The 25,800-nt window shown below is 49.8% G+C and carries 19 protein-coding genes; 4 read left to right on the top strand and 15 right to left on the bottom strand.

Annotation, left to right across the window (positions count from 1 at the left end):
- Positions 1-194 precede the first annotated feature (194 nt).
- The 9 genes from B0H94_RS04295 to B0H94_RS04255 form a co-directional block, all read right to left on the bottom strand.
- Complete coding sequence (locus B0H94_RS04295) at positions 195-821, bottom strand: FMN-dependent NADH-azoreductase (RefSeq protein ID WP_106588021.1); 627 nt, start codon at positions 819-821, stop codon at positions 195-197.
- A 73-nt stretch (positions 822-894) separates the two neighbouring features.
- The gene (locus tag B0H94_RS04290; protein WP_245893898.1) at positions 895-1,320 is read right to left on the bottom strand and encodes a MarR family winged helix-turn-helix transcriptional regulator; all 426 of its coding nucleotides are present in this window, start codon (positions 1,318-1,320) and stop codon (positions 895-897) included.
- 118 nt (positions 1,321-1,438) lie between these two features.
- Positions 1,439-2,095, bottom strand: a complete 657-nt coding sequence (locus B0H94_RS04285; protein WP_106588019.1) for an SOS response-associated peptidase — start codon at positions 2,093-2,095, stop codon at positions 1,439-1,441.
- 714 nt (positions 2,096-2,809) lie between these two features.
- Positions 2,810-3,778 (bottom strand): S-layer homology domain-containing protein, encoded by a 969-nt coding sequence (locus tag B0H94_RS04280; RefSeq protein ID WP_106588018.1) that lies wholly within the window; start codon positions 3,776-3,778, stop codon positions 2,810-2,812.
- Between the two features lie 268 nt (positions 3,779-4,046).
- Entirely contained in the window at positions 4,047-5,657 is a 1,611-nt protein-coding gene (locus B0H94_RS04275) for a long-chain fatty acid--CoA ligase (protein ID WP_106588017.1), read from the bottom strand.
- 30 nt (positions 5,658-5,687) lie between these two features.
- A complete protein-coding gene (locus B0H94_RS04270) occupies positions 5,688-6,437 on the bottom strand; it encodes an SDR family NAD(P)-dependent oxidoreductase (protein ID WP_106588016.1) in 750 nt (249 codons plus the stop codon).
- Positions 6,438-6,462: 25 nt separating this feature from the next.
- Positions 6,463-7,596, bottom strand: coding sequence for an acyl-CoA dehydrogenase family protein (locus tag B0H94_RS04265; RefSeq protein WP_106588015.1), 1,134 nt, complete (start codon positions 7,594-7,596; stop codon positions 6,463-6,465).
- A 9-nt stretch (positions 7,597-7,605) separates the two neighbouring features.
- On the bottom strand, positions 7,606-8,754 hold the full coding sequence (locus B0H94_RS04260; RefSeq protein WP_245893909.1) for a CaiB/BaiF CoA transferase family protein: 1,149 nt from the start codon (positions 8,752-8,754) through the stop codon (positions 7,606-7,608).
- 101 nt (positions 8,755-8,855) lie between these two features.
- Entirely contained in the window at positions 8,856-9,158 is a 303-nt protein-coding gene (locus tag B0H94_RS04255) for a hypothetical protein (RefSeq protein ID WP_146139913.1), read from the bottom strand.
- Positions 9,159-9,269: 111 nt separating this feature from the next.
- On the opposite strand from B0H94_RS04255, the gene B0H94_RS04250 reads away from it, so the two are divergent.
- Positions 9,270-10,223, top strand: coding sequence for an NERD domain-containing protein (locus B0H94_RS04250; RefSeq protein WP_106588012.1), 954 nt, complete (start codon positions 9,270-9,272; stop codon positions 10,221-10,223).
- Between the two features lie 108 nt (positions 10,224-10,331).
- Here B0H94_RS04250 and B0H94_RS15405 read toward each other — a convergent pair whose 3' ends face one another.
- Positions 10,332-10,454 carry a hypothetical protein gene (locus tag B0H94_RS15405; protein WP_282432529.1) on the bottom strand — a complete coding sequence of 41 codons (123 nt, stop codon included), beginning with the start codon at positions 10,452-10,454 and terminating at the stop codon, positions 10,332-10,334.
- A 139-nt stretch (positions 10,455-10,593) separates the two neighbouring features.
- Here B0H94_RS15405 and B0H94_RS04245 point away from each other — a divergent pair, with 139 nt between their 5' ends.
- The gene (locus B0H94_RS04245; protein WP_245893908.1) at positions 10,594-12,021 is read left to right on the top strand and encodes a S8 family peptidase; all 1,428 of its coding nucleotides are present in this window, start codon (positions 10,594-10,596) and stop codon (positions 12,019-12,021) included.
- 17 nt (positions 12,022-12,038) lie between these two features.
- A complete protein-coding gene (locus B0H94_RS04240) occupies positions 12,039-13,385 on the top strand; it encodes a glucosaminidase domain-containing protein (protein WP_106588010.1) in 1,347 nt (448 codons plus the stop codon).
- A 216-nt stretch (positions 13,386-13,601) separates the two neighbouring features.
- Here B0H94_RS04240 and B0H94_RS04230 read toward each other — a convergent pair whose 3' ends face one another.
- Genes B0H94_RS04230 through B0H94_RS04215 form a run of 4 tightly spaced genes read right to left on the bottom strand, consistent with a single transcriptional unit; the run spans position 13,602 to position 20,260 of the window.
- On the bottom strand, positions 13,602-16,001 hold the full coding sequence (locus tag B0H94_RS04230; protein WP_106588008.1) for an RCC1 domain-containing protein: 2,400 nt from the start codon (positions 15,999-16,001) through the stop codon (positions 13,602-13,604).
- A 24-nt stretch (positions 16,002-16,025) separates the two neighbouring features.
- Complete coding sequence (locus B0H94_RS04225; RefSeq protein ID WP_106588007.1) at positions 16,026-17,996, bottom strand: pectate lyase-like adhesive domain-containing protein; 1,971 nt, start codon at positions 17,994-17,996, stop codon at positions 16,026-16,028.
- 12 nt (positions 17,997-18,008) lie between these two features.
- On the bottom strand, positions 18,009-19,424 hold the full coding sequence (locus tag B0H94_RS04220; RefSeq protein WP_106588006.1) for a putative Ig domain-containing protein: 1,416 nt from the start codon (positions 19,422-19,424) through the stop codon (positions 18,009-18,011).
- A gap of 17 nt (positions 19,425-19,441) precedes the next feature.
- A complete protein-coding gene (locus B0H94_RS04215) occupies positions 19,442-20,260 on the bottom strand; it encodes a cohesin domain-containing protein (RefSeq protein WP_106588005.1) in 819 nt (272 codons plus the stop codon).
- A 558-nt stretch (positions 20,261-20,818) separates the two neighbouring features.
- Here B0H94_RS04215 and B0H94_RS04205 point away from each other — a divergent pair.
- Positions 20,819-21,772, top strand: a complete 954-nt coding sequence (locus tag B0H94_RS04205; protein WP_106588003.1) for a nuclease-related domain-containing protein — start codon at positions 20,819-20,821, stop codon at positions 21,770-21,772.
- Positions 21,773-21,905: 133 nt separating this feature from the next.
- Here the strand turns inward: B0H94_RS04205 and B0H94_RS04200 are convergent, their stop codons facing one another.
- Positions 21,906-25,799 carry an immunoglobulin-like domain-containing protein gene (locus tag B0H94_RS04200; protein WP_106588002.1) on the bottom strand — a complete coding sequence of 1,298 codons (3,894 nt, stop codon included), beginning with the start codon at positions 25,797-25,799 and terminating at the stop codon, positions 21,906-21,908.
- Position 25,800 lies beyond the last annotated feature (1 nt).

Genomic DNA, 25,800 nt, shown 5'->3' with positions numbered 1-25,800 from the left:
TGTTTCAACCCCGAATTTATTAGCGTGATATTCGCGCACGAATATCAAACATGTTGTTAAACTCTGCGCTCGAGCCAAAAATGCACCGAATACTTTCAACCGTTCATATACTTTGTTCAAATCTGCCTCCGCGCACAAATCCTCTCCACCACACAAAAAAACCGCCCGCGCTTGGCGGACGGCTGCTTAGGTTATTAAAATGTAACTGCGGCTTCTTTTGCTTCTTCGAGCCCGGCTTCGATAATTTCTTCGGCTTTATCCGGGAACTGGTTGTGTCCTTCCACAATGACTTCCTGCGTATCCTCGATGCCGAGGAAGTTCATAATTTTTGTCACGTACGTTACGGCCATTTCCATACCGGCTGCCGGTCCTTCTGAATAAACGCCACCACGGGCATTCAATAGGAAAGCCTGCTTGCCATTCAGCAAACCTTCTGGACCGTTGGCTGTATAACGGAAGGTTGTTCCAGCTTGGCACAAGTAATCAAAGTACGTGTGCAGTACGGCCGGCACGCTGAAGTTCCAGAGTGGGAAAGCAAGAACGATTTTGTCAGCGCGCATAAATTGATCTACATAACTTTTAACATATGCTGCTTCCTTTTCTTCTTCCTCTGTCAGCTCCATGCCTTTACCCGCTTTAAACATCGCCGTAATTTTATCATTATCGTAATACGGCAGGTTCTCCGCAAATAAGTCAATCTCCTCAATGTGATCTTCCGGGTGATTCTCAACGTACTGCGCTTTAAATGTATTGAAAAGCTGCAGGCTGACCGCCTGATCATCCGGCCGTCCATTCGCTTTAATAAAAAGTACATTTGCCATTGGGTGGTCCTCCTTCAGTAATTTGGTGTGTTTTGGAAATTAGTTGTCGTAGCAACTTCTGGAAACAAAGGAACTATTGCACATTCCTCTGCATACGCTGTAGCACCTGTCGCACAACAGCCTGCTCTTCTTCAGTAATCCCGGATACGACCTGATTATGAAACCGCTCAGCAAGCGGCACCACTTCCTCACCTAGCTCCCGGCCTTTCTCCGTTAAAAACAACTGCAGCGAACGCCGGTCTTCAGTACGCGGCACCCTGGTTAAAAAACCCTTATCCGCAAGGTTTGCCGCCATCCGGGCTACATTCGTTTTATCTTTATTCAAACGGGCAGCAATCTCATTCTGTGTCCAGCCATCCGACTCCCAAAGAACCATCATGACTAAATTCTGCTCCGGTGCTAAATTGTGCGGCTCAAGCTTTTTTTTAATCTCACTTGTCAGCGTAAGGTCCGTTTCATGAATAAAAATGCTGATATAATCTTCCAGACGGAGATTCAATCCAATGCCCCCAAAATTAGTTGCTACACATTCTATCTGTTCGTGAGTATAGCTTACTTTTGATTTTCGGTCAAACAAAAAACACGCCCTTACAAAAAAGGACGCATTTGCCGCTCGGTTATACTTTTGCAAGCAGCGCCTTATGATCATTCATCGGGCTGTTCACATCAGAAGTTACCGGACGGACTTTCATTTCTTCCGATGGGTACGGTGTTAATAAAGGTGCGAGCTCTTTGTACCCCGTTAAATTCTGGTCTAACCAGGCTTGCTGGGCCGTATCATTCAATAGTACAGGCATCCGGTCATGGATTGGCGCAATCAACCGGTTGGCTTTCGTCGTTATGATCGTACACGATAAAATCGTTTCATCTCTACTCTGCCATTGATCCCACAATCCAGCAAAGGCAAACGGTTCACCTGATGCAAGCTGCATATAATAAGGCTGCTTTACCCCGTTTTCCATTCCCCACTTATAAAAACCATCCGCTGCGATAATGCAGCGCTGCCGGCGCAGCAGCTTCACAAATGCAGGGTTGTCTTCCAACTTTTCAGCTTCTACGTTGATCATACGCGCGCCAACCCGCATATCATCTGCTTCAGAAGGAATTAAACCCCAATGAAAAAATCCCGCCCAGCGTTTACCGTCTCCGCTGACAGCGGCGAGGACGTACTGGGTCGGTGAAATATTATATCTGGCAGTTACCGGTGGAATCCGCAAGCCGAACTGTGTCTCCAGTGCAGCTAAATCCGTGTGCAGTGTAAATCGTCCACACATATGTGCTCCTCCTCCAGGTCAAACATCAAAACTTTGAGACTTGAATAATTGTTCCTCCTTCATTATTCCCATTTTATTTTAAGATAAACGATTTATTTTCGCAATTTTAATAAAAAGATACATTTTCATAGATTTTTCGCCTCATGATTATTTGAAATGACTTTGGCCGGGGTCATTTATCAGCCAAAGCCACTCATTTTTTTGAAGTCAAAGGCAGCGCCGGGCTGCATTCAGTCAAAATGCAGGCAACCGGGCCGGCGGGGCTTACTTATAGTTAAACATGAGAATAATGTTATAGGCAAAAGTTCACTTTTGCTTCAGAAACATGAAGTTTGTACCGCCAAACAACGAGTTTGCCAAACTATGAATGAATATTCATTTCCCTTCAACAAAAAAACTATTCTTTCGCAAAAAGATGTTGTTTAAAACAAACGAACAATGTTTACTTAATAAGAACAAGTGTCACACTTGATCAGTAAGTCAGTAACGCAAAAACCACCTTGATATATTAAAAGCCGCCGGAGAACGATTATCTCCAGCGGCTCATCTCTCTTTTCCGTGCGTGATGTATAACATCAAGCTTTATTTCTTTTATATTACCACTTTTTCAGGTGATAAAACACACTTTTGGATAAATTTGTTTAATGAGTGAGGGAGTAAGCATGCGCATTACCCTACGTGCGACTTACACCACACCCTGCTATAAACTTATACTTACTCATCAATCACTTCAACAACAGCCTCTTCAGAAGCGGGCGTAAGGGTAAGTTCGTCTTCAGTAATGGTATCATCGAGATAGACACCAACGTCACGATCATAAATGAGCTCCTGCAGTACTGTGCCGTTAGAGAGTGTTAACGCGCCTCCAGAGAACTTCACTGGATCTTCTATGAGTACTCCGTCAATTGCAAGACTGTCGATATCTTCACTTACTTCAAGCTGATGCAAATGTCCGCCCTGCAAGGTGACATCATCAGCAAGTACTTCTACAGCATCGGTATTTTCCTCAAGGGTTACTTCTGCTCCGTCTTCTTCCACCACAAGTGTTTCAAGTTCTTTTTCCGGCAGTTGATCATCGCCATTGCTTTCCATATGGTTAAGCGTACGGGAGAGCATTGCTGCAAATTCAGCACGGGTGACAGCATCATTAGGCGCAAATGTATCTTCATCATAACCTGTAATGATATTATTGCCGGCTAGTACCTCGACGCTTGGCTCTGCCCAATGACCGGTTGTGTCATTGAATGTGGCTGTCTCATTCACATCAAAGTTAACCTCTCGCTCAAGACTCGTTGCAACTTCGGCACGGGTAATCTCGCGCTCTGGTTCAAACTGCTGATCCCCTGTTCCTTCAAACATCTCTACTTCCGTGACTGCGGATATGTAATTTTTCAGCGGATGTTCAGGGTCCACGTCTGTGTAGCTGGATGCTTGTTCATAACCACCTTCAAGTCCAAATCCGCGAGCAAGCATAGCGGATGCCTCTGCACGGGTGATTGCTTCATTCGGCGCAAACGCTCCATTTCCGTAGCCTTCGATGTACCCGGCTTCTGTTAATTCTTCAATCTCATCAGCTGCCCAGTGATCATCATTCACATCATCAAACGCAGCACCAGCCGCAGCTGCACCGCCGAAAAGTAAGAGGGTGCTTACTGCTCCAACCCCGATCAGTTCTCGCTTCATATCTATCGTCTCCTTTTTTATCGCTCCGTCCTTTATTAGGCTTTTCCCTGCTCGAACGTGTTAAAACCTTGAAATGTCATAGATCGAAGCAAGATTTATCATAAGCTGATAAGAACATGGCAGTCATCGGTAAATGGGTGTATACGTATGTAACGAACTATGAAAATACAAAAAGATGACTCCGCATTCCTGCCGGAGTCACCTTTCATTCATTGATTTCAGAGAAAGTCTTTAAGGTACAATGGAGCGGCTCATCTCTTCAGCGGGCCTAAGCTTTCATCAAATGTTCGCTGAATTGTTCACGCAGGGAGCGTTTGAGAAATTTTCCGACCGATGTTTTTGGTAGTTCATCAAGAAAGACGACGTCATCCGGGAGCCACCATTTGGCAAACTGTGGACGGATCGAATCGAGAATATCCTGGTCACGTAACGCCTCAAAGCCTTCTTTTTTTACAACACAGGCGACTGGACGCTCCTGCCAGTCAGGGTGCGGTACCGCAATCACTGCTGCTTCTAGTACGCCGTCGTGTGCCATAATGGCGTTTTCCAAGTCGACTGAAGAAATCCACTCGCCACCGCTTTTAACAAGGTCTTTCGTACGGTCGACCAAGCGGATGTTCCCTTCTTCATCCCGGGTAGCCACATCCCCTGTATACAGCCAGCCATCCTGGAAAGCTTCTGCACTTCGTTCATCCTGATCATATTCATCAGCGATCCACGGCCCGCGGATGAGGAGTTCTCCCATCTCACCGCTGCCCCACGCAACATCTCCGTCTGCATTGACAACTTTCATCTCTACGCCAGGTGCCGGCAGCCCTTGTGTGGCTCGAATTTCAAGCTGTTCTTCTTTCGGCAAGTCATATTGATAACTCTTCAGTGTAGCCACAGACGCAAGCGGGCTCGTTTCTGTCATCCCGTAGGCGTGTAAAAATGGTACGTTATACTTCACTTCAAACGCTTCGATCATCGCCGCCGGCGCTGCTGAACCACCGCACAACACTGCGCGCAGTGAGCTTGTATCATAGTTGCCTTTCTCCCACGCCTGCAGCAGTCCCATCCAGATCGTCGGCACGCCGGCTGTTAACGTGACATTCTCCTGTTCAATCAGCTCTGCAAGTAAATCCGGGGTAAACTGTGGTCCCGGAAGGACTTGCGTTGTGCCAAACCAAGTGGCTGCAAACGGAAGACCCCACGCATTGGCGTGAAACATCGGCACAACCGGCATGCACCGGTCCCTTTCTGAAAGAGCCGCCGTATCGGCCAAGCCTAACGCATAACTGTGCAAAGCGATCGCGCGATGAGAGTAAACAACCCCTTTTGGGTTTCCTGTCGTTGCTGACGTGTAGCAGATGCCGGCCGGCGCTTCCTCACTGACATCCGTTAATAAAGAGAAATGAGCATCACCGTTTTCGATCAGTGTTTCGTAATCATACACAGGTGAAAGGGTCGTGCTGTATTCTTTTGTGTCAGACATGACGATATAGCCTTCTACGGTAGAGAGCTGGTCTTGAATCGGCTCAATTAATGGGAGCAGGTCTTCATCAATAAGGAGCAGCTTATCTTCAGCGTGGTTAATGACGTAACGTAAATGCTCCGGTGAAAGTCGCAAGTTAATGGTATGAAGTACACCGCCTGCACCCGGGATCGCGAAGTAGCTTTCTAAATGGCGGTGATGATTCCAAGCGATGGTCCCGACACGGTCTCCCTGCCGGACGCCGAGAGCTTGAAGCTGTCCGGCCAGCTTTTTAGTGCGCCCTGCAATTTCTTCGTAATTCAAGCGCTGCACACCGGTCAGCGTTCGTGAAACGACTTCTTTTTTGCTATATAATTCAGCCGCCCGCTCCATCATGGCCGGGACATTCAAAGGTACATTCATCATCGTGCATAACCTCCTCAAGAATGGTTGTTTTTACGGCATGCGGATCGCGCCGTCAAGCCGGATCGTCTCTCCGTTCATCATCGTATTTTGGAAAATATGCAAAGCGAGCTCCGCAAACTCCTGCGGGTCTCCGAGCCGTTTTGGAAACGGCGTTAACGCTTCTAACTGCTGTCTTGCTTCTTCAGGTACAGAAGCAAAGAGCGGCGTCTCAAACACACCGGGGGCAACGGCTACCACCCGTATGCCTGCTGTTGCAAGCTCCCTTGCTGCTGGTAATGTGAGTGATGCAATCCCTCCTTTCGATGCACTATAAGCTGCTTGTCCGATTTGACCGTCGTAAGCTGCGATCGACGCTGTATTAATGATCACCCCGCGCTCGCCTGTTTCTTCCGGCTCATGAGATTTCATCTTTTCAGCAGCAAGCCGCAGCATATTAAACGTGCCGACAAGATTAACTTCGATCACCTTTTGAAACGTCTCTAAATCGTGCGGTCCCTTGCTGCTCAGCACTTTTTTCGCACTGCCGATCCCGGCACAGTTCACCAACCCATAGAGATCACCGTTTGTCTCTTCTGCCTCAAGTAAAGCTTCTGCCACTTCAGCTTCCTTCGTTATATCTACCTGCTTGTACAACTGCCCGCGTTTTGCTTCGACCTCTGCTTCCGGCTTTTGATCAAACACAGTAACGTTTGCGCCGTGAGATTGAAAGAGCGCGGCACACGCCCCGCCAAGCCCGGACGCACCACCTGTTACGATGATATGTTTATTATGAACCTGCACGCACGATTCCTCCTTTTTACTTTGTTTATAAATTCATCTCTTTTGCAATAATCTGTTTCATCATTTCATTGCTGCCGGCATAAATGGTCTGCACCGGCACATCCCGGTACCTGCGGGCAATCTCGTATTCTTCAATAAATCCATAGCCGCCGTGCAGCTGCATGCACGTATCCGCTGTCCGCTTAGCAAGGGCTGTGATCCACCATTTCGCCATCGAGACTTCTTCAGTTAACTGCTCACCGGCTGCGTGCCGTGCAATTACGTTGTTCACAAACGTCTCACCGATCGTAATTTCTGTATGCAGCTCCGCCAGCTGAAACTGCACGTGCTGAAACGAGGACAACGACTGCCCGAAAGCTTTCCGTTCCTTGACATAACTTTGCGTCAACTCCAGCATCCGCCGGCTCCCGGCAATCGATCCAATCGCAAGAATTAACCGCTCCTGCTGCAACTGCTTCATTAAATAATAGAAGCCTTCGTTCTCATGACCAAGCATATTTTCCGCCGGCACTTTAGCATCTTCAAAAATGAGCTCGGCGGTATCCTGGCTGTGCAGCCCGACTTTATCCAGTTTTTTGCCGCGTTTAAATCCAGGTGTATCTCTTTCAACGACGAAAAGACTGATCCCTTTATGCGGCGCTGCAGCCTCCGGGTTTGTCCGGCAGACGACAATGATGAGATCAGCGTGAATGCCGTTTGTAATGAACGTTTTCTCGCCATTGATGATATAATGGTCGCCTGCTTTTTCAGCCTTCGTTTGAATGGAGGCAAGGTCCGAACCGGTATGGGGCTCTGTCATCGCAATGGCTGTAACTGCCTTGCCGGTCACGCAGGCCGGGAGCCACTTCGCTTTCTGTGCTTCTGTGCCGTAATGCTTGAGATACGGGGCTGCAATGTCGTTATGTAAGTTGAGCCCCATCAGTCCTGTGCCAACGCGTTCAATTTCTTCAGAGATCACAGCTGAATATAAAAAGTCAGCGCCGGAGCCACCATACGCTTCGTCCGCCCACGGACATAAAAATCCTTGCGCGCCGGCCTTCTCCCAAAACGCGCGGGGAATGATGCCGTCTTTCTCCCATTGCTCAAAAAAAGGTACAGCTTCTTTTTCTAAAAAGCGGCGGAAACTTTTACGAAACATGTCATGCTCTTCGTTATACATCGAAAAACCTCACTTTTTGTTAGCGCTTTCAAAATTATTGTTGTTTTGAAACGGCGACTGAACGCTTTCAGGCTGCGCAATGGTTTGCGTCCCACCGATAAAGCGGTAGACCGGCTCATGATGCTTTGATTGGACCGCATTTGCAACTTGGGTTTGTGCATGGCTTGAATCAGGATCAGTAACTTCGACAAACATACCGCGCGCCTGAAAGAGCGGATCCTCATGCGCTTCAGCAAGCGTTGCTACAGGTTCTACACACGCATCAACTTCAGCAAAAATCTCCTTCCACGCCACCAGTGACTTCGTTTGAAAAACTTCTGTCAACGCTTCGGTGATCGCTTCTGTGCTGGTAGACGTATCGAGTAAATCTTCACGTCCGATGGTTTCGCAAAGCCGCTTGAAAAAGACGCCCTCCAGGCTTCCGACGGCCATATACCTTTCGTCGCTCGTTTCATAAAACTGATAAAAACTTCCGCCGTTTAGCGGCTCTGATTCGTAACCGGGTAACGTTTGCTCATGCAGGTAGCGCTGGTTGGCAAGCGGCTGCATGCTAAACACCGCATCAGTCATGCTGATGTCCAAATAATCGCCTTCGCCGGAAACGGTCCGTTGATAGAGCGCCATTAAAATCGCCATCACACTATGGTGCGCCCCGCCGGCCACATCAGCCCACGGCGTGCCGGAAAGCATCGGACCGCTTTGTTTCGTTCCGCTGTACGATGCAAGACCAGAGCGAGCGATGTAATTAATATCATGACCCGCGGTATCACGCTCCGGGCCGGTTTGACCGTAACCGGTAAGCGAACAATAGATAACAGCTGAATTGATTTGTTTCAAAGATTCATAATCGAGCCCATACTTCGCCATCACCCCCGGCCGGAACTGCTCGATAACCACATCTGCATCCGCAGCCCAGCGCTTAATCACGTCTAGGTCCGACTCTTTCGTAAAATCGAGATACGCCAAGGTCTTGGAGCGATTCATCTCCTGATAGAAGACCGACGTGCCATCAACTTTCGGCGGCACCTCTTTTAAAAGATCCGTACGGTGTGGCGATTCAATCCGCACCACCTCCGCACCCCAATCCGCGAGAAACTTTGTCGCAAACGGCCCTGGCAGAAGCGACGTGAAATCAAGCACCTTTACCCCGTCCAACATGCTCACGTGCTCACCCCCAAACGCTTTCAACCTGCTTATTCAATCGATTTTTTGTTTAAAAATTCTAACAATTTTAATTTTACTCGGATTCCTTTTTCTGGTCAATAAGGAATGTTGGAAGGTGGTGTCGAGTGATCTACTTTATCGCGCACTTCGTCACAGTTATCGCGCACTCCGCCACAGTTATCGCGCACTCCGTCACAGTTATCGCGCACTCCGTCACACTCTTCGCGCACTCTGTCACACTCTTCGCGCACTCTGTCACACTCTTCGCGCACTCTGTCACACTCTTCGCGCACTCTGTCACACTCTTCGCGCACTCTGTCACACTCTTCGCGCACTCTGTCACACTCTTCGCGCACTCTGTCACACTCTTCGCGCACTCTGTCACACTCTTCGCGCACTCCAACTGTCCCCCCTTCTTTCAGCCAAGTGGTATAAAGAGACTTTTATTTTTGCTTATGCTAAAATTTCAGTATTCCTCGGATCACTAACCACTTTCAAGGAGGCCTCGCATGTTTCAGAAAACATTGTTTAAACCTCGTGATTTGCTGCAATTAGAAGCATTGCACCGACGACTACCCCGCTCACACCCTGCCTACGACGAAATTGAAGCGGAGCACGGACGCTGCCAAGCCGGTTATTATGGTGAAATGTCTTTGACCCGCTTGCTAGCGCGTTTTGCCGATCAAGCTTACGTGTTTCAAAATGTGCGCCTGCCGGTTCGCGGCGAGCATGTGCAAATGGATGTGCTGCTATTAACCGACACATGTGCCATCATTATTGAAATTAAGCATTGGCGTGGAGACCTTCACTTTTCTTCTCCTGACGGCCCCGTGCTACGAAGTTACGAGCATAAAGAACAACTATTTTCCAATCCGCTTCATCAAGCAGAAGAACAGGCCGCTCAATTCCAACATTGGCGCGCTGATCAAGGGTTCCCGCCGCTTTCAATTCATCCACTCGTTGTCTTTAGTCACCGTCACGTAAAGCTTCACCCACTTCCAACCAATTCCCTATATCGTAATCTGCTCACTCGTGACACATTGCCCCGCCAGCTCCGGCACCTACTAACTACTGATGCATCACCACAAAATTCCACCTGCGACTTACAAAAAGAAATCCAACTTTTGCATATCCATAACCAAACGTCAAACTACAACTATACAGCTGTACATGGCATCACACAAAACGACATCATCTCCGGTGTGAACTGTCCTTACTGCGGAAAGCAAAAGATGCATCGTACCAGAAAAAATTGGCATTGTCCGCATTGTGGCGGGCGGCATAAGCTTGCTCACGCTTTTGCTTTAACAGATTATAAACTAATGTTCGGTCCCCGTATATCCAACCGCGAAGCGAGAGTATACCTAGGCGTGAGCTCCCGACATACATGCCGCCGGCTGCTGCAACCATTTACCTATCCTTCAACCACCAATGATCCAAATGGATACTATTGGATTAAATAACGGAACCCGGCGCTTAGCCGGGTTCCGTTATTTTGATAATGAGAGTGGTTTTTGCGTTATCGCGCACTCCGCCACAGTTATCGCGCACTCCGTCACACTCTTCGCGCACTACAGGTCAGTTAAATCTTCAACATCTGCATCAGCACATTTAAGTTCAACATCGATAAACAGCGATTCAGCTTCATGATTCGCATCAAGACTAACTGAAGAAACTTCGTCTTCACCTTCCATTTCGTCAGCAACAATTGTTATTTCCGCATGAACAACCTTTAAAACTTGAAATTATCATGCGTTCATTGAACAATTGCTTTACGCAGACGATATTATAGAAGAAATACGAATTGATCATAAAGGGGCGTCACCTTTGAATATGACAAAAAACTATGCAGCAGCTTTAAGCTTTGGTGTATTGACCGCCTTTGCAGCACCGGCGGCTGGAGCGGCTGAGGAGCAGTACATCATCGACCGTGAATCAAGTGAGCGCACAAGCCTCACTCACCATGAAAATATCGAAGAGCTCCCTAACCTCGGGCTTGCGATTCATACACCGGCTGCCGGCGAAGCCCCTGCACCTGGCAGCGAAAAAAGCGTCGCGCGGTATACCGACTTTTTCTTCGACGATCATGAGGATCACTTCTTTAACGATGAATATTTTGAACACCAATGGTCGCACGAGTTTATGGATATGCCCTCCATTTGGGAAGCGGCGCTGACAGATACGGAACCCGTTACTGTTGCCGTTATCGACAGCGGCATTGATACAGAACACAATGACCTGCAAAATCGCCTTGCTGACGGGGCTTACAATGCGATCGATGACTCAGATGATGTGACGGACCTCACAGGCCATGGTACGCAGGTAGCCGGCATCATTGCTGCTGAAGCGGACAATAACTTTGGGATTGCTGGCATTGCCGGTACCTCCCCCGTTGAGATTTTACCGGTGAAAGTTTCAGAGGACAGCGGTTCCTCCTCTAGTGCAACCATGCTGCGCGGTGTTGATTACGCCCTCGAACATGATGCTGATATTATTAACATCAGCTTAGGAGCTCCGACATTTTCAGATGCCGAAGCTATAGCTATGGAGCGGGCAGCAGATGACGGTGCACTTGTGGTCGCATCATCCGGCAATGAAGGGGACACAGCACCATTTTACCCAGCCAGTCACGATGGCGTTATTGCTGTCGGCTCACATGCTGAAGACGGGACTTTATCAAACTTCTCCACTCATCACGACCAGGTGGATATCGTCGCGCCTGGTGAAGAGTTAGTTACAACCCATATTCAAAATGATTTTGTGATTGCAACCGGTACCTCATTTGCCGCCCCTGTTTTTGCCGGGTTCAGCGCACTGCTCTTACAAAACCATGAGGAACTGACTTATACGGATGTGCAGCAGGCTGCGCTTGACCACGGTCAGTTTCAGGAGCAGACGACCGACCTTGAAGCCGGACCCTTTTCAAGGCTCGATGCCGGCCGGCTTTGGGAATCTGTGACTTATGATCCGTGGGATAACGGCGAAACGGCTGAAGTCGACAGTGACCATACGTGGACAATCACATTTTCCGAGCCGCCGGCCATCGATGACCCGGCTGACGTTATCGAAATTGCCGGAAGTGACGGCGAGCCTGTAGAAAACCTTGAGATGGCTTTAGACGGGAACGAGATTCATATCACAGCACCGCCGGCAGGTTACAACGAAGATGAGCGCTACCGTTTGTATGTAAACGACGAAATTACAAATGAAGCGGGCGAACCTCTTCCGGACGGGGTTTATCAAATCTTTCAAGTGAAGTAGTTAAGGAGGACCTAAGCATGCGCCTGTTAACAGGAGTTACGCTGATTTGCGGCGGTTTAATATTACCAACAGCCGCTGCAGCGTTTGAAGCACCAGAAAGCGACATCGATATTGACCACACATGGACGATTACGTGGAACGAAGCCGTCGACGTTGATACAGCAGAAGCCGCAATTCAAATCATAGATGAAGACGACAGCGCGCATGACATTTCCGTGCAGCCGGTCGATGGCACACCTGAAGCTGTTCAAGTCATTCCGCTCACCGATTACGAGCCAAACCGTACATATACATTAACGGTTGATGAAACAGCTGCTTCTGCCGATGGCACCGCAATGGACGAGACGATTACCCACCCATTTGAAACAGAAACGGTCACGTGGGAGACTGCAGATCATGTGGATGGTGACTGGGTGCGTACCGATTCGTTTGAAACTTGGGAGGCCGCCCGTGAACAAGTTGATGAGCACGATGCTATTCTACAAGATGAAGAAGTCGTCTGGGCACACGAGGGGACAGCTGTAACCGGGGCTGCTGTAACAAACATTTATCCAACGAAAAATCTTGCTTCCGGCGGTGGGGCGATCACATACGTGGCTGGTCATACAACGATGGAATTGCTTTCAGCCGGAGAGGACTGGGTCGAAGTTGAAATCTCCGGTGCGCACGGGTACACCCCGGCAGCAGCTGTAGAGCTTCGCCCGGAAGTGACTAAACCGAACCGCTCCTATTACAAAAATAACAATGGCGAGCTGTATCATTACATTCACCGCGCTGCCGGTTACGACGGGGCGTATCATTACGGGCCGGCACCAGACTTTTTAGATGAAGGCGAGCGGGCTTACAGCACAGATGGCATCAATTTTGGAGAAGATATGTATGAGCACCCGTACACGTTTAAGGACATTACTGAGCCGACAGACTTAGATGAAGATGATTTTGACGACATTTTTGCTGAACACCGGCCGGACGCCCCGCTGCGCGAAGGCATTGAATACTTCTTTAAAGCTGAGGACAAGCATGACACGAACGCCTTCTATTTACTGACCCATGCGATTCACGAAAGCAGCTGGGGCGAAAGCATGATTGCCGAAGAGAAAAATAATTTTTTCGGCATTAACGCAGTAGACAGCAATCCGTTTGAAAATGCGACGACCTATGAATCTATGAAAGACGGTGTGATCGAAGGGGCTGCTTTCATCAGCAACGGCTATTTAGACGAAAATGACTGGCGGTATGAAGGTCCTTTCCCAGGATTTAAAGGTGCTGGGATGAACGTCCGCTACGCCTCTGATCCCTATTGGGGACAGAAGATGGCCGGCTTCATGTACCGGCTAAGCGAAGCTGTCGATGATGATGAATAAACGAACGCCCAGCCGCGGCTGGGCGTTCGCACTCTTCGATTGGGCGTTCATCCTCCTCGATTGGGCGTTCGCCTCCTTCGATTGGGCGTTCATCCTCCTCGATTGGGCGTTCATCCCCTTCGATTGGGCGTTCGCTTCTCTTAGGTGGTCAAAAGCCGGCGGTGGCCGGCTGTCATCATATGAAAGCCCCTGCCGCATGAACGGCAGGGGCTTCGCTTATGGTTCAATTGTAAATTTCATGTGGCCGGCTTCAGCCATGTGATAGCCATGCATATTTTCAACCGTTTCTTCAATGAATAAATAGTATGTGGCGCCATTATCGTAAGAAAATCCGCTGAGCGGCTCAATCGTTACGTTTGAAGCGTCCTGTGGGTCCACACGCGCTGCAACCGCGACCTCTTCATCGCGTTCATCAACGACGTAAAAGTTGTTGCTGTGCACGGAGGATGGATTCACGTTTTGACTAAAGTCAATGCTCCATTCCTTATCCGGCGACACATTCGTCATTTCGCCGAAGTCTTCATATCCTGTCTGCGGATACGGCACCGCCTGCTCTGATGGGCTTACCTGTACTGGAATTGTATCAACATATCCGCCGTCAGCTGTTGTTACAACCGCTGCAGCACTCCCTTCATCTTGCGCCGTAATTGTTCCGCTTTCTACTGACATTACGGTATCATCCGTTGAGCGCCAGCGGACGTTTTGATTCGTTGCATTTGAAGGTTGAATGCTGTATAACAAGTTCTCGGTTTCGCCCACTTGCAAGTTGATCGGGTCGTTACGGTTAATGCTGACTCCGTTGACCGGTACTTCCACCTGGGTTTCATCACTCACGTTGACGATACTGTTTGTCTGTCCGGTAATCGCATGATCCTGGCTGTTGCCATTTAGAGGGTCCCGAATTTCAGAAGAACCTGACGTGTGCGCATCATTTACAACGAAACGGTAATGATGTTCGCCTGGATCAATCGGCAAAGTGAGCTCCCACGTATGGTTGCCCCGGCGGTTCATACTGACTTCAGCCCAATCAGTAAAATCCCCCATCACAGCCACTTGGCTCGTTTCTGCATCAAGCTCGAGGTCTCCATGTTCATCATAACTCGAATACGTAAACGTCGCTTCTCCGGCAGAAGCGTCCACAGTCGGACTCGCTGGATCATAATCCGGGACGTACAACTGACTGTACGTGCTGCCGCTGCCATCAGTCGTGCGGCTGCTGTTAAACGGGTCAACCGTCCAGTTGTTGTTCACCTCAAAGCCGTAACGGTAGTCTCCCGGCGGGATCGTCAGCTGAATTTCCCACACGCCAGAACTTACCTGATTCATCCGAATCTCGTTCCAGTCATTGAACTCACCTGTCACCCGAACATCCTGGGCACTTCCTTCATAGCGGAATAAAACTTCCTGTCCTTGAACAAAAGGGTAAATTGATGGCTGAAAAACGGTGTGTGCACCTGTGATTTCAGAAAACTCCGGTTGGTTTGTTGACGGATTCGCCGTACTCATCTCCCAGCTCCATAGATCCCCGTCTTCATCAACCGCCTGCACGTGCGTTTCACTTGAGCGATCACCGCCAGCAGCAACGGCGGTCGCATTGCTCATGTTCTGCATTAGCACCGGCGCCGCACTTGCACTGCTTCCGGCATTCGGCCATGAGCCGGCTGTGTTTTCGCCAAACACACGTACCGAGCCATTGTCCTCAAGTGCTACCGTATAGTTTTCATGGGCGGTGATGTCCTGCAGCCCCTGTAAGTCCGGGATCTGCTGTGGCGCTAAATATTCGGAGCGGTTTTGATTGCCAAGCTGGCCGTAATCATTGCTGCCCCAGCCCCATAAGTTTTCCCGGTCTTCACGCAAAGCGATCGTATGATGTTTTCCGGCAGCAGCAAATCGGACATCACTAATATTGTTAGCCTGCACAGGGGCGTTGTTCACACGGGTCGTGTTGCCGTCAGCCATCTGTCCTTCTTCACCGCGCCCCCAAGAGAAGACCTCGCCTTGTCCATTCACCGCCACCGAGTGTTCAGCACCTGCGGCGATCGATACGATGCCCTGCAGACCGCTCACAATTTCTGGGTCCGGGTCATAGTTTTGACTGCTGTTTACTTGTCCGAACGCATTATCTCCCCACGCCCAGACATCGCCGTTCTCATCGAGTGCAAGTGTATGATAGTCACCTGCGGCAATGGCTGTGATATCTGTATCAATACCTTGAACTTCTGTAAAGTTATCATTGTTGTTCGTCGTGCCATCCCCAAGCTGACCGGCCATATTGTTCCCCCACGTATAAACCGTGCCGTCGTTTGTCAGCGCGACGCTGTGATAAGCGCCTGCTGCAACACTGCGGACATCCACGAGACGGGAGCCGTCAGTGTGATTCACCGGCTCCGGATCACTGAAGCTGCCCGGCCCGACGCCGAGCTGACCGTAACCATTGTCCCCGTAGCCGAAGACATGTCCATCTTCAGTTAAATACAAGGTATGTTCGTGACCCGTATCTAAACTGTTATCTTCTGTGCCGAGCCCGTAGGCATAAACGCCTGCACTATAAATCAGCGTAAACAACAGCAGCAAAAGAGCGCCCAGGCTTGTATATAAAAGTTTGAACTTTTGCATATTGAACCTCCTTTACTGCGTTAATTAGTTCGTGATTGTGACATCAAGGGTTACGTTGTAGTTCCCGCCGTCAGCTGCTGTAAATTCAACAGTTCCGCCGTTACCGTCAACGTTTTGAAGCTCAAGATAATTTGTAGATTCATTCCAGTTGATATAAAAGTCTTCATGGCCGTCTAAATCATCATAACTCTCTTTCACCCATGTGATATCAGCTTGGCCGAAGTGCATGGTTGTCCCATTCTCAAGCTGAATTTCTTCAATCATTAAGCGGACACCATCTTCCCATGCCTCGCGCGAAGCTTCACGCACTATATCACCGCTTTGTTCTTCTTCAAATACAATGCTTGTCAAACCATGGCCGTACATATTATCAATTTCACTACCACCGGCAACTTCAGTATTTTCACCGTAAGCTGTGAGCCGTGAGATCGAAGCCCCGTCGGCTGTAGCAATTCTTATGTCATCTGCGTGAAGATCAATTGTATGGTTTTCACCTTCGCGGACGTGCAGCCCGTCACCGCCATCAGAAGCAAGCTCGCTGTCGCCGCTGATGCGGATATGCGTGTCGTTATCATAAACATCAACACCGTGGGCTGCTACATTATGAAAATAACCGGAGGCGTTTCCTAAGCTCTCGACCATGACATTACCGTCGATATCAACGTCATCTAAAATTGCTGTTCCATCAGCCCCGGTATCGATATAAACACTCACAGCAGATGCCCCACCTTCTAGGTTAAGGTCGCGTAATGCTAGCGTTTCACCGCTTCCACTTCCTAGCACAAGGTTTGCAGCATCCAAAGTATGACCGTTTCCAACAATCGTTAAATCGCGCGGAAGTTCGACAGCTTCTACGTCAGATGATTCTTGAATGTCTCCTGTTAATTCAATCGTGGAAATGTCCGGGTCATCTAAAGCTTGAGTGAAACTCTCAAAGCTGTCCACTTGCGCCATGTTGTTACGGTTCGCATAAGTCACACCTAAATGATCCAGCTGACTTGCTGGAAGCTCTTCAACAATTTCTTGAAGCAGCGTTTCATCCTCCATTAATTCATACAATGTGTACGTTTGGCCGAAATGACTACTATCATCTGTGATGTAATCATCGATAATGAAATCATCGGATGTGTCCCTGACGCGCAGTTTAAAAGAGCGCCTTTCTAAGTAACGTCCATATGCATCGTAAGCATCAAGTTGAATTTCATCTACAGATCTGTAATCCCGATTGTAATCACTGTCACCATCTTCTCCCTCATCAGCTTCAATCCCTGCAGTTCCTGTTGTAAAGTATCCGTGACGATCATGACGCTGAAGGTGACGCTCTATACCATTTGGTGCCTGCATGTGTACGGTATGTACCTCATCAGCTGCTTCAATATCTATATTTGTAATCGGCCGGAGATCCGCTGAATCGGTTATACCAGCATAGCGGTGAATGGTTTCAATGTTTGTCATAAACATTTCCGGCACATGAATATTAATATCCACCGGAGGATTTCCGTCTAAGATCGCATTCGCTGTGTCTTCGTCTGCATCCATTAATGTAGACTTGAACCCTGGAATGATATCATGCAGCTGAAACGGAATTTGATAACCTTCAACAGGCAGTGCCGGCTGGTCATCTGTTAAAGAACGGGGTGGAATTTCAATATAATAGGTACAATCACTTGAAAACACGCAGCTGTAATCTAAAAAAGAATCGATATGGCGGTTTGTAAAATAGATCTCTAACGTATTTCCGCTTCGTTCAACATGGTTGATCAGTCCCGGGGCATTTGTCGAAATTGAAGGCGCTGCTTCTGCATCCAGCTCGTAATCAAAGTCGACAACCATTTTGTTTAAGTTATCGATTTGATTGAACTCGAAGTCAGCGTCGTCAGCTTCGATCGGTTCAAAGTCATAATTGTAGGGAGGTGCGGTTTCAGCCGCAGCCGTCCAGGCAAAACCTGCACACGCTACAGCGGCAAAAAGCACACCCACGCTTGCTTTAAGCATCATGTTCCTCCTTTAAGGCATTGTAAGATAAGACACATCAATCAGTTCTTCGTAACGGTTATGAGCTTCCACACGTACTTCAGTACCAGGGTCGAACTGCGGGGTGGCTAAACTGTACTGCTCACCACCTTCGTAGTGAAAGCTGACAGGCTCATTTTCACCCTCAACTTCTTGCAGCTGCACAGTAAAGACCTCATCTGTTGTATCCACATATAATTCATGCAGCGAGAAAATCCCGCCCTGATGGTTTGCATCAACATCAAGAATGGCTGGTTCTTCTTGTACGAGCACTTCTGTTTGAATATTTAATAACGTATCGCCAAGCTCACCGTACACCGGGTACAATCCCGGTTCTTCAGCATCAAAGTCGTCCCATTCAACGATTTCAAGAGATGTATCTCCACTTTCGTACGTCACTTCAACACGTGCTGGAAAGTCAGGGGAATCGCCGGAAGCCATTGTTATTGTTGGGATGTGTGCTACTTGTTCAATTTCACTTTCTATGGAACGTATGCTGAGTTCCTGGAACGCTGTGTCCCCGAGACGGTCAGTGACAGAAAGCTCAAAAGTCCGTTCTTCATCTCTTGTCGGTGTGCCGGAAATGGTGCCGCTATTTTCATCGAGCTCAAGGCCGCGCGGAAGACTGCCGCTTGATACGTTATACGTATAAGGCGGGTTGCCGTGGTTCGCGCCAAGTGCCATCGTTACCGCCTGACCTTCTAAAATATTTGTCGATTCCGGCGCCATGATTGATAAAAACGAATCCTGGGTGCCGATCGCTTTTCGGAGGATCGCCTGTGCGTCAGAAGTCGTTAAGTAGCCGTTACTGCTTACATCTGCAACATCCCGGAGATGTCCATCACTCATCGGCCGGTGACCGCTCACGTGCTGCAGTACTTGAATCGCAGACGCCGGCGAAACCCGGTCCTCTCCGGCCGGATCGCCTGGTTTATGGCCGTGCTCTAACGTGCCACCATATGTATCCGGGATGATGCTGTTGCCGCTGCTGTTTTCAAGGTCATGGTTTAATATGTTGATCGTCGTCTCGGTTTGATCTGCCTCTTCAGGGGTGAACGTAAGCTCAAGCACAGTTTCACGGTCAAAATCAACTGCACCACCGCGGGAGCTGAAATCGATCACAAGGGCGTGGTCTTCCTGGCGGGTATTCACGTGAAAGTGGTCTTGAAAAGCGTCTTTTACGTCGTAGTCAGAAAATGTGAACGCCGTTCCGTCGCGCGGGGCGGTAATTTCGAACTGACCGCGGTCAAGATCATCTACATCCTGCAGAACGAGCGGAATCGTTACTTCGTTTTCAAGTGCGCGCTCGTCGCCGAGAGACATTGAGCCGTCCGCCGCTGCCGCGCTGCCGGCAAACAGCAGCAGGCCGGCGGCGGTGAGGGCGCTGCCTGTAAGTCGTTTATTGAACACAGCTTGTTTCCTCCTTCTTAATCTTCTATCGTAAATGGAAATTTCACAGCTTCCTCAAGAACGTCGCCATTTTCTGACGTGATAAATGGCTCAATATACATCGTGTAATCCCCTGCATCGAAACCATCACGGCCGCTCACGCTGAACGACTTCCGATCGTCACTTACGTCAAATGTCACAGGTACTTCGTGATCGTCACCTTCATGCCAAACGTGAATATTTTCTGTGGCCACCGTAGACGGATCTACTGGTGCGGTTAGCGTAATATCCCACGCTTTATCCGGCCCGGCTGCTTCTGTCTCTTCCATCTCCGTCCCATCAAACGGCCGCACTTGGCCGTGGATCAGTGCCGGGTCCATTTGTTCGGCGTTTTCGTTATACAACTCGGAGCCGTTTAAGTTAAGCGAGGTCTGCCCTTCGCTTTCCATCAGTCGGAATTCAATGGAAGCAATTTTTTCGCTGCCGCTAATGCCGGTGTCGTTCGCCCAGGCAGCCCGAATCTGCCCGTCTCCAGCGTCTTCTAAATTGTCATCTTCAAATAAGAAATCTTCTTCAGCGAGCCGGCTGCCGCGCTCAAACTCGCGGGCGGCAAGGACATCCGGGTCATAGGAGAGCTCAAGCTCGCCCCCTGCCATGTTCTGTACGTCTTCAGCGTAAATATGTACTGTGAAAATTGAGCGGCGGTTTTCTTCATATACTGTAGAAGCCGTCAATGCCGGTGAGCTCTCTCCAGCTTTTGCTGTTTCATCTGTATCGCCGCCGGCAGTTACGAGCAGGGCGCCTGCCGCAATAGCTGCCGTACTTGCGCCGAGCCAGCCGGCCCATCTTTTTTTCATCAACTTTCTTCCTCCTTCAAAATGCTGTCTCTATCCATTTATGTGTGCCGTGTAAACGAGGACATATATATTTAATATCGGCTGCATAGAGGAAAATTTTAATAATAACGGCGGAAAAACTTCGGCGAAAGAACTTCGACCGCCGCATTATCATCGATTGGGCGTTCGCCTCCCCCGATTGGGCGTTCGCTTCCTTCGATTGGGCGTTCAGCTACTTCGATTGGGCGTTCGCCTCCTTCGATTGGGCGTTCACCTCCCCCGATTGGGCGTTCGCCTCCTTCGATTGGGCGTTCGCTTCCTTCGAGTGGGCGTTCGCTTCCTTCGATTGGGCGTTCAGCTCCCCCGATTGGGCATTCGCTCTCTTCGATTGGGCGTTCGCCTCCTTCGATTGGTCGTTCGCTTCCTTCGAGTGGGCGTTCGCTTCCTTCGATTGGGCGTTCGCTTCCTTCGATTGGGCGTTCGCCTCCTTCGATTGGGCGTTCGCACTCTTTTCTCTGGATTTTCTAATCGATTGAGGTATAATATGGTTAATTCTTTGAGAGGGTGTTCCGATTGATTGTGAAACCGTTAAAACCACCTGCGCCGCTTCGTCAGCTGGATGTGCTCATGCAGCGGCTACCGGCAGTTCATCCTGCCTACCCCAAACTTGAGGCGTCGTATTATAAGCGCCGCGCGGGCTACCGCGGCGAGCAAAGCCTCACCTTCATTTTCAACCGCTTCTTTCAATCCTTTCATATTCTTCAGGACCTCAGGCTGCCGGCACCAACAGGCGGTCATTTCCAAATTGATGCGATGATTGTTGCTCCGCCTCGGTTATTTCTACTTGAAGCGAAGAACTTCAAAGGGACGATCCAAATTGATTCGCCTCACGGCCTCTTAACCCGCCGGATTGACGGCGCCACCGAACAATTTCCGAATCCACTCCTTCAGCTTGAAAGTACTTCTGAACAACTACAAACTTGGGCGAAACGTATGGGGCTGCCTCAACTGGACGTTCACCATCTTGCTGTTTTCACCCATCCTGATCATGTGCTGCAGCGGCCGGAAGGTGCCCTCCTGCTGCGTCCGGATGAGATATCTTGGGCCATAAAGCGCATTATGAAGGGCGACACGCCTACAGGACGTGCTCGCCATGATGCGAGCCGGCTTTGGTGCAAAGCGTTAATTGACGCACATACGCCAATGCCTCCGCCGCCTTTGGAACAATGGGGGCTGGCGCGCGAGCAGGTGCCAGGCGGCGTTTGGTGTGCCGGCTGCAAAATGTTGACGGCGCGGTGGGTGAACAGACGCTGGCGGTGTGAAAAGTGCGATCAGATCGCAGCAAAAGGCCATGTTACCGCGCTAGAGGACTTTTTTGCTTTAAGCAGCGAACCCTTTACTAATGCTGAAATTCAATCATTTCTCTTTCTTCCGCAGGCGAAGGCGGTCACGCGATTTCTGCAGGAAGCAGGTTGTGTGCGGCTGGAGAAGCCGCGAAGCCATCTGTATATTTCACCAGCAGCTGACGCGTGATGATGAGCCGGTAACCTTCGATTGGGCGTTCGCAACCTTCGATTGGGCGTTCGCAACCTTCGATTGGGCGTTCACCGCAGATATAAATCAAGAGGAGCGCCTGTTTTGCGGCGCTCCTCTTGATTCAGCAGTTTTATTCAATTGTAAAGGTGACTTCGCCGCCGCCGGTGAGGGAGCGGCCGTTCGCTGCTTTGACGTCGGGGTGGATCGTCATTTCGTACGTGCTGCCGCTTTGATACGGTGTGCTCGTTGCGATATGCACCCCGGCGCCGTCGTCGGTTGTGCTTAAGTTGACGTCAACTTCTTCGCCGGTTTCCGCTTCGGTAACGGTGAAGTACGGCGCGCGGACATAATTCTCGTCTACCTCTGTGCTGAAGTCGACCGTCCACGTATGCGTTTCGCTAATGTTTTCTTCTGATGCTGTGTAGCCGCTCGGGATATGAACACTTTCAACGAAGCTGAACAACCCATCGACTTCCTGAACTGCGTACAAGCGCTCTCCGGCGTCAAGTTCCACCGGTTCATCATATAAGGACCAGGCGCTATCGGCGACACTTTCGCCGCGCAGCGTGAGGCCGGCTGTATTTTCCGCCCCGGCCACGTAGTCTACCGCGGTTGAGTCAGTCGTGTAGTAAATGTCGGCACCGCTGTCGCCGGTAAGCTCGAACGTTGTTTCGTTCGCTGCGCTTGCTTCAGGGGCCGCTGGCGTGTCGATGTCTTCAAGTACGGCGTACGTGCCGCTTTGGTGGATCGCACCCTGCAGCGTGCTCGTGGTGCTTGGCTGGGCGTAGCCGTGAATGCCGTCGTCCGTTTCCACAACGCGGACGAAGGAAGTGCCGTCTTCCTCGGTGGCAAATACGAATGGCTCAGCGAGGACACCGCCTTGACCGGTGTGGATGTCGAACACTTCATTTGTCTCGCTTGAATGCGCCCAGTCCGGCACCGTCAAATTGCTCCAGCCGTCAAGTGCTGATGAGAGGCGGTTATGCTGCTGCACGGCTGGATCACTTATGCCAGGCACTGCACGGCCCGGTATATACAGCTGCCAGTCTTCGGTTGCGTGCACAGCGCCGCTGTTTGCTGCAGCGCTCATAAAGCCGGCGTTCGTCCCATCAAACAGGGCCCCGTCCCCGGCGTCAGTTTCAGAGATGACTGCGCCGCTGAAACCGGGCGAAACCGCATGCTCGGCTTCTTCAATATTTAAAGTGTACGTCTTGTCATCACCATCAGCGTCTTCAAGTGTGAAGGTTTCTCCACTGCGCCCGAGGGAAACTTCGTCACCACTTTCTATATTATTTCCTTGCTCCACGTTCTCTACTCTACTGCTTGTGCTGAATTCGACGGTAAAGTCTTCATCACCGTGATTCGTACTGAACGTATCCGCTGGCACGACGGCATGAATGTCACCTTCATCATGGTCGAGCTGGCCCGGTACGCTGACGCCATCTTCTGTGATGAGGCGGAAGCTTGTAAATTCGAGCGGCTTATCACGGAGGCGGACATCCACTGCCTCCGATGGCGCACTCTCCTGTCCGTTAACTTCCTGCACAACTTGATAGCCGCCGGCCGCCGGTACGCCGGTGAATGTATGATCCTCATCAGCCGAGCTTCCATTGCTCACATCTGCTTCCTCAACGAGCTCGCCGTGATTATCGAGCAGACGTACGGTCGTTGTGTATCCGTCATACACGTGGATATCGTTTACGTCGATTTCACCATCGCCTGCGTCACCGGCCTCAACATCTTCAAGCTGCGGCGGCCGGGCCTCGATATTGCGCGTGACCGGTGTGGCGTCATTGCCGCTTCTGACCGAAGCGTTATACGTGATCGAGTACGCCCCCGGCGCCGGGAGTTCGAGTTTTTCATCTTCCGTTTCGTCATTACCTTCTGAGAAACCAAATACATCTTCAAAGTATTTATCACTACTGTCATCATTACTTTGCGTTACTTCATCTCCGATGGATGATTCAAGCGTCAATTCCACCGAAGAATCTTCGTCACTGTCATCATGCAGCAGCTCTCGCAAATCGCCGTACAAGTAGTCTGTAGCGACTGCGCCGGGATCGTCGTATTTGTACGGATCTTCATCAGAAAAAGTCACTTCCACATTCGCATCCCCTTCGAGCTCAATGACCGGGGACTCGGTTTCCTCCACTTCAACTAAATTGGAGCGGGGGCTTTCGAGGGTTTCCCCGCCATCCTCTAACACTTGACGGACGAAATACACCCCGGGCTCCAGACGATCGCGCTCGCCTTCATCATCAAGCGGCAGGAAAGTGAACGTGTCTTCGTTATCTGGAAATGTTTCTTCTTCTTGAGCATCATCAATACCCTGTTCAAACAAGTGCACTTCAAGTCCCGGCATACCTTCAACGGCGTCGACTGTACCAATCTCTGCCGGGCTCCCGATCGCACGCGGCGCCGGCGGCCGGACGTGTACATCGCGGCGAAGGGTCTGCTCGTTTCCTGCACTATCTGCCACCGCATACGTGAGCGTGTACAAGCCGGCACTGTCGGTGTCAACGTCGCTCCGGTCGTATTCAATCGCACCGGTTAAGCTGCCGTCTACGTTATCGCGTGCTGTTATATCCGCACGAATATCTGCATCCGTTAAGTTGTCACCTTCGACGATTTCTAGGAATTCATCTAATTCCTCATCATCCGTGTCATTATCGCCTTCCTCACCGTACACTCCGTCACCATCAAACTGGAAATAAGGCCAGGTCGTGTCTTCAAGACTGACGGCCGGCGCAGAAGCAGCACTTGTCACGTTATTGACCGTCTGGGTGATCGTGTAACCATCTCCGAGCGGAAGGTCATAGAGGAGCAGCTGTCCATCCTCGCGATTTTCAAAGTTATTCACTGTACCTCCGCTGTAAGTGATCGTTAAATCATCCACATCTAATTCATTCTCCAGATCACCACGGTCGATGTGGAGTGCACCATATTCGTAATCAAAGCGCTCCTGCCCGTCTTTACCTAGCTCATCGGCGGCTTCCCACGTGTCATATTCATTTACAATCGACGGTGCCGGCGGTGCGACCGTTAGCTCGCGCTCGCCAAGTTCTTCATAGTCGTTATCACCGTTTTCTTTTACGTAATAAGTGACAGTGTATTTACCAGCGCGGGTTTCAAGGTCGTTAAGTCCGTTATCGCTTGACCACGTATCACCATTATCTTCAACCTCAATTTTTCCTCCGTCCCACGTGCGGTAATCCAATTCACCGTCAAGCTCACTAAAGTTTGTGACAGGGTCTTCAATGTTGTATTCAAGCTCCACCCCGTCATTTAATTCATCTGTACTCCAGCTGCCGGCGACCACCTCAAGCGGATCATCGCCGGTGATGCTGAAATCCGGTTGTTCACCATCTTCAACAACCTCTTCGTCAGACGGTTCGCTTTCCACGTCATGAAGCTCTTTGACAGCGGTGTAATGGCCGGCACCTAAGTCGTCAAAGGTGATTTCATCTACATCTTCATCTTCATCGATCGTTTGACTTTCTTGTACTTCGCGCTCCCCGTCTGACGTTTGACTCCGGTAAAGCACAATGTCAGCGCCGTCGGTGAAATCTTCGTTGTCATTATCCCCTTCAAGCGAGACGGTTATTTCACCTTCATCATTGCCCTCGCCACTATGTTCTTCATTTACTTCGAGGTCCAACACAGGATTCTCAATCTCAAATGTTGTGTCATCGGTTTCTTCTTCACCGTTGTCACTGCTGATGTATTCAGCCGTGTACTCCCCCGGTGCTAAACCTTGAAACGTGCAGCTACCATTGTCTACTGGACCAAGTTCGAGCGGGTCTCCTTCCGCTTCGTCTCCTTTGTAAATATTAATTTCATCACAATTCAACCCTTCGTCATCCTGAAAAGTTACTTGAAACGTATCCTTCTCATCCACTTCTAGTTCAACTTCATCACCGTTGTCACCGTTACTGCCGTTGCCATTTTCACTAAAAACTGAAATTGGGGCAAAAGTTATTGCGAAACTGAACGATATAATAAGTAGTGCCATCCATCGGGGCATA

It is taken from the genome of Salsuginibacillus halophilus, assembly GCF_003014715.1.
In the GTDB taxonomy this organism is placed as follows: Bacteria; Bacillota; Bacilli; order Bacillales; family Marinococcaceae; genus Salsuginibacillus; species Salsuginibacillus halophilus.
This window is presented reverse-complemented; position numbering and strand designations above follow the sequence as displayed.